The sequence below is a fragment of the Streptomyces sp. NPDC059567 genome (assembly GCF_042735655.1).
GTDB lineage: Bacteria > Actinomycetota > Actinomycetes > Streptomycetales > Streptomycetaceae > Streptomyces.
This window is the reverse complement of sequence record NZ_JBHWBS010000027.1, coordinates 1-6,091: the sequence shown is the minus strand read 5'-3', so window position 1 is coordinate 6,091 and position 6,091 is coordinate 1. Positions and strand designations below refer to the sequence as shown.

Here is a 6,091-nt window from a genome sequence, read left to right as displayed (position 1 = left end):
CCGCGTGGTAGAAACACAGATTTGTATTGTCCCGGGGGGGGGGCGGCGCGGGGGGGGACCCCCCCCCTCGCCCACCCCCCCCCGGGGCGGGGGCCCCCCCGCGGCCCCCCCCCGCGGCGATGTGAGCGGAGTACGGGCATCCTGGTCGGCGGACTCCCGGGCGACCGGGTCAGCCGACGAGGCTGTCGTCCAGCTCCTCGGTGAGACCCGACTCCGTTCCGGGGATGCCCAGGTCCTGCGCCCGCTTGTCGGCCATGGCCAGCAGGCGGCGGATCCGGCCCGCGACCGCGTCCTTGGTCAGTGGCGGGTCGGCGAGCGCGCCGAGCTCCTCCAGGGAGGCCTGCTTGTGCTCCATGCGCAGCCGGCCCGCGGCGGCGAGGTGCTCGGGCACCTCCTCGCCGAGGATCTCCAGCGCACGCTGCACCCGGGCGCCGGCGGCCACGGCCGCGCGCGCCGAGCGACGCAGGTTGGCGTCGTCGAAGTTCGCCAGCCGGTTCGCGGTCGCCCGGACCTCGCGGCGCATCCGCCGCTCCTCCCAGGCCAGCACCGACTCGTGCGCGCCCAGCCTGGTCAGCAGGGCGCCGATGGCGTCCCCGTCCCGTACGACCACCCGGTCCACGCCCCGTACCTCACGGGCCTTCGCGGCGATGCTCAGCCGGCGCGCCGCGCCCACCAGGGCGAGGGCGGCCTCCGGACCGGGGCAGGTCACCTCCAGGGAGGAGGAGCGCCCGGGCTCGGTCAGCGAGCCGTGGGCCAGGAACGCGCCGCGCCAGGCCGCCTCGGCGTCGCAGGTGGCACCCGAGACGACCTGCGGGGGCAGCCCGCGGATCGGGCGGCCCCGGCCGTCGACGAGGCCGGTCTGCCGGGCCAGCTGGTCGCCGCCCGCCACCACCCGCACGACGAAGCGGGAGCCGCGCCGCAGACCGCCGGGGGCCATCACGATCAGCTCCGAGCTGTGCCCGAAGATCTCCAGGATGTCCCGCTTGAGCCGGCGCGCCGCCATCGCGGTGTCCAGCTCCGCCTCGATCACGATCCGCCCGCTCACCAGGTGCAGACCGCCGGCGAACCGCAGGATCGACGAGACCTCTGCCTTCCTGCAGCAGGTCCGGGTGACGGGAAGCCGGGAGATCTCGTCCTTCACCGCTGCCGTCATCGCCATGGGCCGATCCTTCCATGCATCCGAAAAATACGGTCGTACGCGGCGGCCAACAGCTCCGGATCATGCTTCGGGAGCCTGTCGGCACGGGCCACCGGCGCCAGCTCGACCGCGGCACCGAGCCGCTTGGCGGCATCGGCGAGGGACTCGCGATCGGGCACGGCGGCCTCGTCGGCCAGCACCACGTCCAGGGCGAGTTTAGGGGCGTGTCGTCCCAAAACCTCCAAATGACGCTGCGGAGAGAACCCCTCGGTTTCTCCCGGCTGCGGCGCGAGGTTCAGGGAGAGGACCTTGCGGGCCTTGGTCTCGGTGAGCGCGTCGAGCAGCTCGGGCACGAGCAGATGCGGAATCACCGAGGAGAACCAGGAGCCCGGACCGAGCACCACCCAGTCCGCGTCCCGGACCGCGGCGACGGCCTCGGGCACGGCGGGCGGGTCGTGCGGGACAAGGTGCACGGACTGCACCTCACCGGGCGTGAGCGCCACCGTGGCCTGACCACGGACCGTGTCGACGTCGTCCGGGCGCGCCGGATCGTGCCCCTTGACCAGGGCCTGGAGCTCCAGCGGGACGGCGGACATCGGCAGCACCCGGCCGTGCGCGCCCAGCAGCTTGCCGACCAGGTCCAGCGCGAGGACGTGGTCGCCGAGCTGCTCCCAGAGGGCGACGATCAGCAGATTGCCGACCGCGTGCTCGTGCAGATCGCCCTTGGACTGGAACCGGTGCTGGATGACCCGGGACCAGGTCTGGCCCCAGTCGTCGTCCCCGCACAGCGCGGCGAGCGCCTTGCGCAGGTCGCCGGGCGGCAGCACGCCCAGCTCCTCCCGGAGCCGGCCGCTGGAGCCGCCGTCGTCGGCGACGGTGACGACGGCGGTGAGGTCACCGGTGATCCTGCGCAGGGCGGCGAGGGAGGCCGACAGACCCATGCCCCCGCCGAGCGCGACGACCTTGGGCTGGGCGCCGCGCCTGCGGAGCGTACGTACCGAGAGCGTGGACGTACGCCGGCGGTACGGCTTCACTCGCGCCCCATGTCCCGGTGGACGACGACGGTCTCGACCCCTTCCGCGGCGAGGCGGGCGGCGAGCTTCTCGGACGTGGCGACCGAGCGGTGCTTGCCGCCCGTGCAGCCGACGGCGATGGTGACGTACCGCTTGCCCTCGCGGCGGTAGCCCGCCGCGATCAGCTGGAGCAGCTCGGTGTAGCGGTCGAGGAACTCCTTGGCCCCGGGCTGGTTGAAGACGTATGCCGAGACCTCCTCGTTCAGCCCGGTGAAGGGCCGCAGCTCGGGGACCCAGTGCGGGTTCGGCAGGAAGCGCATGTCGACGACGAGGTCGGCGTCGACGGGGAGCCCGTACTTGAATCCGAAGGACATGACGGTGGCCCGCAGCTCCGGCTCCTCGTCGCCGGCGAACTGGGCGTCCATCTTGGCGCGCAGCTCGTGGACGTTGAGGCTGGAGGTGTCGATCACCAGGTCGGCGTCGCCGCGCAGCTCGCGCAGCAGGTCCCGCTCGGCGGCGATGCCGTCGGTGATACGGCCGTCGCCCTGGAGCGGGTGCGGCCTGCGGACCGACTCGAACCGCCTGACCAGGGCCTCGTCCGAGGACTCCAGGAAGACGATCCTTCGGGTGACCTGCTGGGCGTCGAGCGCGGCGAGGGACTCCCGCAGGGCGTCGAAGAACTGCCGGCCGCGGACGTCGACGACGACGGCGATCCGGGCCACGTTGCCCTGGGAGCGGGCGCCGAGCTCCACCATGGTGGGGATCAGCGCGGGCGGCAGATTGTCGACGACGAACCAGCCGAGGTCCTCCAGGCACTTCGCCGCGGTGGACCGGCCGGCGCCGGACATGCCGGAGATGATCACCAGCTCGGGGATGGCCGCCGAGTCGGCGGTCTCACCGGCCTCCTTCGTGCCCGTACTCACGTGTCCTGCTCCGTCTTCTCGCTGCTTCTCTTGCTCATCGTGCTGGTCGTGCCCGTCGTGCGCGGTCATGCGGTGCTGCCCCCGTCGTCTTCAATGATCTCTCCTGTTGCCGTATTCACGGCGGGTGCGGCCGGGGCCGCCTGCGCGAGGGCCACCGCCACGGCCTCGGCCGTCTTGCGGCCCATGCCGGGGACCTCGCAGATCTGCTCGATTGTCGCCTGTCGCAGCCGCTTCACCGAGCCGAAATGCTTGATCAACGCTTGTTTGCGGGTATCGCCGAGGCCGGGGACGGCGTCCAGGGGGCTGGTCCTGACGCGCTTGTTCCGCTTCGAGCGCTGGTAGCGGATGGCGAAGTCGTGAGCCGTGTCACGCACCCGCTGGAGGAGATACAGACCCTCGCTGGAGCGGGGCAGCACGACGGGGTCGTCGTCGCCGGGCAGCCAGACCTCCTCCAGGCGCTTGGCGAGACCGCAGACGGCGATGTCGTCGATCCCGAGCTCGTCGAGCGCCCGCCGGGCCGCGGCGACCTGGGGCTGCCCGCCGTCGACGACGACGAGCTGGGGCGGGTACGCGAAGCGCTTGGGGCGCCCGTCGTCGGCGGGGACCTCGCCGGAGGCGGGTCCGGAGCCGTTGGCATGCCGCGGTCCGACGGCGTCGGGGCCGGGTCCGGGTCCGGCCCGCAGGGCGTCCGCCGGGTCCACGCCGTCCACCGAGCCGTCCGCCACCGCGCCGGCGTCCACCGCGTCGCCCTCGGCGTCCACGGCCACGCCCTCCTGGTCCCACTCCCCCGTCTTCTCCTTCTCGGCGAGGTAGCGCTTGAAGCGGCGGCTGATCACCTCGTGCATCGAGCGGACGTCGTCCTGGCCCTCGAAGCCCTTGATCTGGAAGCGGCGGTACTCGCTCTTGCGCGGCAGTCCGTCCTCGAAGACGACCATCGACGCCACGACGTCGTCGCCCTGCAGGTGCGAGATGTCGAAGCACTCGATCCGCAGCGGCGCGGAGTCCAGGTCCAGGGCCTCCGCGATCTCCTCCAGGGCCCGGGAGCGGGTCGTCAGGTCGCTGGCGCGCTTGGTCTTGTGCAGCACGAGCGCCTGCTGTGCGTTGCGCGCGACCGTCTCCATCAGGTCCTTCTTGTCTCCGCGCTGCGGGACCCGGAGGGAGACCTGGGAACCCCGGCGGCCGCTCAGCCACAGGGTGACGGCCTCGGCGTCCTCGGGCACGGCCGGGACGAGGACCTCCTTGGGGACGGCGTCGCCGCTCTCCTCCCCGTACAGCTGCTGGAGCGCGTGCTCGACGAGATCGGCCGTGGAGACGGCCTCGACCTTGTCGGTGACCCAGCCGCGCTGGCCGCGCACCCGTCCGCCGCGGACGTGGAAGATCTGGACCGCGGCCTCCAGCTCGTCCTCGGCGAGCGCGATCAGATCGGCGTCGGTGGCGTCGGCGAGGACGACGGCGTTCTTCTCCATCGCGCGCCGCAGCGCCTCTATGTCGTCGCGGAGCCGGGCCGCCTTCTCGTACTCCATCTCCTCGGCCGCCGCCATCATCTGCTTCTCCAGCCGGCGGATGTACGTGCCGGTGCGGCCGGCCATGAAGTCGCAGAACTCCTCGGCCAGTTCGCGGTGCTCGTCGGGGGTGACCCGGCCCACGCAGGGGGCGGAGCACTTGCCGATGTAGCCGAGGAGGCAGGGGCGTCCGGCGGAGGCGGCGTTGCGGAAGACGCCGGCGGAGCACGTCCGGACGGGGAAGACCCGGAGCATCAGGTCCACGGTCTCGCGGATGGCCCACGCGTGGGCGTACGGGCCGAAGTAGCGCACGCCCTTCTTCTTGTGACCGCGCATGACCTGGACGCGCGGGAACTCCTCGTTGAGGGTCACCGCGAGGTACGGATAGCTCTTGTCGTCCCGGTACTTGACGTTGAACCGGGGGTCGTACTCCTTGATCCAGGAGTACTCCAGCTGGAGCGCCTCGACCTCGGTCGAGACGACGGTCCACTCCACGGAGGCGGCTGTGGTGACCATCGTGGCCGTGCGCGGGTGCAGGCTCGCCAGCGGCTGGAAGTAGTTGGCCAGCCGCTGGCGCAGGGACTTCGCCTTCCCGACGTAGATCACCCGGCGGTGATCGTCGCGGAACTTGTAGACCCCGGGTGTGTCGGGGATCTGTCCCGGCTTGGGGCGGTAGCTGGAGGGGTCGGCCATGTCACCCACCCTACTGGCGGCGACCGACACTCAGACCGCGTGCGCTCGTTGGCCGGGCATGGCGAACGAGGCGACAGGACGGCTCGCGGGCCGGGTGTGCGTGATCACCGGGGCGGCGAGCGGGATCGGGCGGGCGACGGCGGTGCTCTTCGCGCGGGAGGGGGCGCGGGTGGTCGCCGCCGACGTGGACGCGGAGCGGCTGGCGACGCTCGACGAGGGCATGGTGGCGGTGGTCGGCGACGTCTCGCGGGACGAGGACGCCCGGCGGATGATCACGACGGCGGTGGCACGGTTCGGGCGGCTGGACGTCCTGGTCGCGAACGCGGGGGTGATCCCGCTCTCCGACGTCACGGAGGCGACCGGGGAGGACTGGGACCGGGTCATGGCGGTGGACGGCAGGGGCATGTTCCTGACCTGCAAGTACGCGATCGAGGCGATGACCGGGCAGGACGGCGGCGGGGCGATCGTCTGCACCTCGTCGATCTCCGGGGTGGCGGGCCAGGCCCGCCAGGCGGTCTACGGCCCGGCCAAGTTCGTGGCCTCGGGCCTGACGAAGCACCTGGCGGTGGAGTGGGCGGACCACGGAATCCGGGTCAACGCCGTGGCCCCGGGCACGATCGAGACGGAACGGGTCGCCGCGGCCCGCACGGAACCGGGCGGCCCCGAGTACCTGTCGGACATCGTCCGCGCCCACCCCATGGGCCGCTTCGGCACCCCGGAGGAGGTGGCGGCGGCCATCCTCTTCCTGGCCTCGGCGGAGGCGTCCTTCATCACGGGGGTGGTCCTGCCGGTGGACGGGGGGTATCTGGCGCGGTGAGGGGC

Annotated in this window: 5 protein-coding genes; 1 reads left to right on the top strand and 4 read right to left on the bottom strand. The window is 72.5% G+C overall.

Features of this window, described 5'->3' with window-relative positions:
• Positions 1–169: 169 nt before the first annotated feature.
• Genes whiA through uvrC form a run of 4 tightly spaced genes read right to left on the bottom strand, consistent with a single transcriptional unit; the run spans position 170 to position 5,269 of the window.
• Positions 170–1,159, bottom strand: a complete 990-nt coding sequence (whiA, locus tag ACFVZW_RS14945) for a DNA-binding protein WhiA (RefSeq protein WP_329121920.1) — start codon at positions 1,157–1,159, stop codon at positions 170–172.
• A complete protein-coding gene (gene yvcK, locus ACFVZW_RS14940; protein WP_384520983.1) occupies positions 1,150–2,172 on the bottom strand; it encodes a uridine diphosphate-N-acetylglucosamine-binding protein YvcK in 1,023 nt (340 codons plus the stop codon). The genes whiA and yvcK overlap by 10 nt, the downstream gene beginning before the upstream one ends.
• Positions 2,169–3,143, bottom strand: a complete 975-nt coding sequence (gene rapZ / locus ACFVZW_RS14935; protein WP_329121916.1) for an RNase adapter RapZ — start codon at positions 3,141–3,143, stop codon at positions 2,169–2,171. The genes yvcK and rapZ overlap by 4 nt, the downstream gene beginning before the upstream one ends.
• On the bottom strand, positions 3,140–5,269 hold the full coding sequence (gene uvrC / locus ACFVZW_RS14930) for an excinuclease ABC subunit UvrC (protein ID WP_384520980.1): 2,130 nt from the start codon (positions 5,267–5,269) through the stop codon (positions 3,140–3,142). Before uvrC ends, rapZ begins: the two co-directional genes overlap by 4 nt.
• Here uvrC and ACFVZW_RS14925 point away from each other — a divergent pair.
• Entirely contained in the window at positions 5,268–6,086 is an 819-nt protein-coding gene (locus ACFVZW_RS14925; protein ID WP_384520977.1) for an SDR family NAD(P)-dependent oxidoreductase, read from the top strand. The two genes, uvrC and ACFVZW_RS14925, sit on opposite strands and share 2 nt — an antisense overlap.
• The last annotated feature ends 5 nt before the right edge of the window (positions 6,087–6,091 follow it).

Coding starts and splice junctions, on each gene's coding strand:
- ACFVZW_RS14925 (WP_384520977.1), top strand. CDS start 5,268: ATGTCACCCACCCTACTGGCGGCGACCGACACTCAGACCGCGTGCGCT.
- whiA (WP_329121920.1), bottom strand. CDS start 1,159: ATGGCGATGACGGCAGCGGTGAAGGACGAGATCTCCCGGCTTCCCGTC.
- uvrC (WP_384520980.1), bottom strand. CDS start 5,269: ATGGCCGACCCCTCCAGCTACCGCCCCAAGCCGGGACAGATCCCCGAC.
- rapZ (WP_329121916.1), bottom strand. CDS start 3,143: ATGACCGCGCACGACGGGCACGACCAGCACGATGAGCAAGAGAAGCAG.